The organism is Bartonella sp. AP57NXGY, from assembly GCF_042195805.1.
Classification (GTDB): Bacteria; Pseudomonadota; Alphaproteobacteria; order Rhizobiales; family Rhizobiaceae; genus Bartonella.
Genome location: NZ_JBHIOZ010000028.1, coordinates 5,820 through 9,399 on the forward strand (window position 1 = coordinate 5,820; position 3,580 = coordinate 9,399).

The 3,580-nt window shown below is 38.6% G+C and carries 1 protein-coding gene and 1 pseudogene; one reads left to right on the plus strand and one right to left on the minus strand.

Going from position 1 to position 3,580, the window contains the following annotated elements; translation table 11 throughout:
- Positions 1–776: 776 nt before the first annotated feature.
- Positions 777–963: pseudogene (locus ACFIL8_RS04665) on the minus strand (integrase); the annotation flags it as partial.
- 731 nt (positions 964–1,694) lie between these two features.
- Here ACFIL8_RS04665 and ACFIL8_RS04670 point away from each other — a divergent pair.
- Positions 1,695–3,580: DEAD/DEAH box helicase family protein (locus ACFIL8_RS04670; RefSeq protein WP_375689024.1), on the plus strand; the 1,886-nt coding region annotated here is incomplete at its 3' end.

The following is a 3,580-nucleotide window of genomic DNA, read 5'->3' on the forward strand; positions in this document are numbered from 1 at the left end:
TTAAGATTTAACCTAAAAAGAGGCGGGGGAAGTGAATAGTATATCTGCTAACAAACAAAAGAACAAAAAAGAAGGTTGATGCCAAAAACAGCTTAAACCTCCGTTCTTCCAAAAAAATGAACTGGTATCGAGATAGTTGAGCAGTTTAAGAGGTTTCGTTTAGTCTTTTTAAGATTTTCGGAAAAGAGGTTATGAGGATTTCTCACTTTTAGTTTTGCAGAAGGTGGTGCAAATTATAGGTGTTTAGGTTTATGCAAATAAATTATGATCGTGCTCAAGTTTTAAAATGTGACCTAAGACACAGCCATTTTCTGTTCCTTTATGCGAGTAACTTAGCTTTCTTTAGAATATTTTGTTTAAGGCATCGCTTTTTTCTGCCTTATCTCATGATTTTGGAGCTGAAGGATAAACAAGCCATTTGAGTTTCTAGGGTAAGGATGCCGTCAGATACTCGGTAGGGGGCGCGTGATCTTAAGAACTAATACCGTGAGATGCGGGTTTGATTTCATGAGTTTGGTGAGGACAACAAAAAGTTTGAGAGGCGGATAGCTTCTTATTTTGAATGATGTATGAATGAAAGGGGCTTTCATTTATTGAAAAAGAATAAGCTCATATTCAGCAGATGTGAGATGAAGTAAGAGCATCGTAATACCAAGCTGCAGTTATGCTGCTAAAGAACATAATGGCGCTAGTGATGAGCAATGGTATGTCTAGTTGGTATGGTATTCTTCCTCCTGCTACAAGTTCGATACAGAGCGCCATTGTGTTGCACATTAACACTCTTGTTTTAAAGAAACATTTCTCAAGGTATCCAAGCCTATTTTGCGACGCTGTTCATGGTAAATCTATTGAGCACCTCCATCTTTACGCTTATGAAGTAATAAGCCGGCACCATCATTATATTTGCCAGCTCGTGGGTGTTGCGATAGACCTTGCATTAAGGCGGCGGTTCATAAGAGCCATTTTTAGTCATTTCTTGTACAGTTTTTCTCCACACACTCATCCCGCTTGTGATGTGCAAGCAGGTGGTTTTGATTGATTCAAGATAAACAGATTTGAAATGAGAAAATCTTACGTTATTCAGAGTTCTAATTTAATATGAATGACGCTATATTATCATTATAAATCAATATATTGTACATATAAAAAAGAATTCTAAAACCACCCGCTATAAAGTATAAGAAGCGAATAATTAGTCTACGAAAGAACAAAAGAAAAAGAAATATTTCAAAAATCAATATTTTGAATATCACGACTAATATTTTGCGTATTATAGTGAAATTATATGCATGATCGTTCGTAAAATGCGCTGTTTTGTGTGTGGAGTTTCTTCCTTGGTGTCTTGTGTGTTCGCAGGTGTCCTATCCATTTCCTCCTCTCATTCTTAAGCTAAATCCTAAAATTATTGCGCACTTTATTGTGTATTCTTAACAAAAGGCAAAAAATATTTTCAAAATCATCACGCCTTACCGTTTATTTCCATAGGGATATAGACATCAATAAATGCATCATATGATTTGGGGGATACTCAAAAAGATCAAAAGATTCTCTCTTGTTGATTTAATTAAGCATAGAAGAAATATCTTAAAATCAAGCAATTTTAAGCTTTTTTTAAGTTTTTTGGGTAGAACAAGAGGCATTAATGAATAGGTCTAGATTCGATAATTGAAGATGTTTTTAATAGAGAGAAAAGCATGACGACGCTGCAATCGCTTTTACAGAGCTATCGTGATGAAGCGCGTACCGAACGAGATAAAGGTACATATTTTGAGCGTTTTGCTCTTGCTTATCTGACACATGATCCTCTTCAGTCTGGGTGTTATGAGAAGGTTCAAACCTTTAAAGATTGGGCTCATGAAAATGATTGGGATGGTCGTGATACTGGTATCGATCTTGTGGCAAAGCTTCGTGATGGAGGGGGTTTTGCGGCAATCCAATGTAAATTTTATGATGCAGCCTATCGGATTAGAAAAGCAGATATTGATAGTTTTATTTCGGCATCAGGGAAAGCTCCATTCAAGCGGCGTGTTATTATAGATAGTACTGAAAGTACTTGGAGTGATAACGCTGAAACAATGATACGGGGGCAGGATATTCCTGTTATACGGATTAATCTTTCCGATATACAACAAAGTCCGATCCGTTGGGAAACTTTTGCAGCCCAGGGCAAAGTTGTTTTGGAGGATAAAAAGAAAATCCGTCCACATCAATTGGAAGCATTGCGTGATGTGCGTGCTGGGCTTGCTCAAGCAGATCGGGGGAAGCTTATTATGGCTTGTGGTACTGGTAAGACATTTACCAGTCTTAAAATTGCTGAGGATTTGGCGGGTGAAGGCAAGTTTGTTTTGTTTCTTGTTCCTTCCTTGGCACTGATGTCACAGACGGTTCGTGAATGGACAACGGATGCAGGAATCGGATTGAGATCTTTTGCTGTTTGTTCCGATACACAAGTGGGAAAGCGTCGTAAAAATAGTGATGATGTTGCTGAAATTGATGTGTTTGATCTTGCTTTTCCGGCGACAACCGATGCTGCTAAACTTGCAGAACAGGTGGCGAAGAGTGTTGCAGATAAGATGATCGTGGTGTTTGCAACCTATCAATCTATTCAGGTGATTGCTGATGCTCAGAAAAACTATGGTTTGCCAACATTTGATCTTATCATTTGTGATGAAGCGCACCGTACAACAGGGGCAACGCTGGTGGGCGAGGATGAATCCAATTTTGTTAAGGTGCATTCCAATGATGTTATTCGTGCCAAGAAACGCCTTTATATGACAGCGACACCACGTATTTTTGGTGATAACGCAAAAAGTCGCGCGAATGAAGTTAATGCTGTTCTTGCTTCTATGGATGATGAAAAGCTTTTTGGTAAAACACTTTTTTATCGGGGTTTTTCATGGGCAGTACAAAATGATCTTTTAACAGATTATAAGGTTATTGTCTTAGCAATGGACGAAAAATTGGTCAGTTCCGCTGTTCAGAAGCGCCTTAGTGATAGCGATACTGAGCTTATTCTTGATGATGCAACAAAGATTATTGGCTGTTATAAGGCTTTGACAAAACAAAATATGAAGGCTGATGTTGGTGCGGATTTATATCCTATGCATCGTGCTTTAGCGTTTTGTAAAACTATTAAAAGTTCTGAACTTGTGCGTGATGAGTTTTCTACGGTTGTTAGAGAATATCTTGATTATACGAAAGAGGATACAGAAAATGAGCATTTTCTGAAGTGTGAAATTGAGCATGTTGATGGCACTTTTAATGCGAAGGATCGTGGTGCATTACTTGACTGGTTGAAAGCTGATAGTGGTGAGGATGTTTGTCGTATTTTGACCAATGCTCGGTGTTTGTCTGAGGGGGTGGATGTTCCGGCTCTTGATGCGATCATGTTTTTAAATCCACGCAAAAGCCAGATTGATGTTGTGCAAGCGGTTGGGCGGGTGATGCGTCGCTCTGAAGGTAAAAAGATGGGATATGTCATTTTGCCAATTGGTATTCCTCCTGATACTCCAGTGGAACAGGCTTTGAACAACAATGATAAATATCGGGTTATCTGGCAAATTTTAAATGCTTTGCGTGC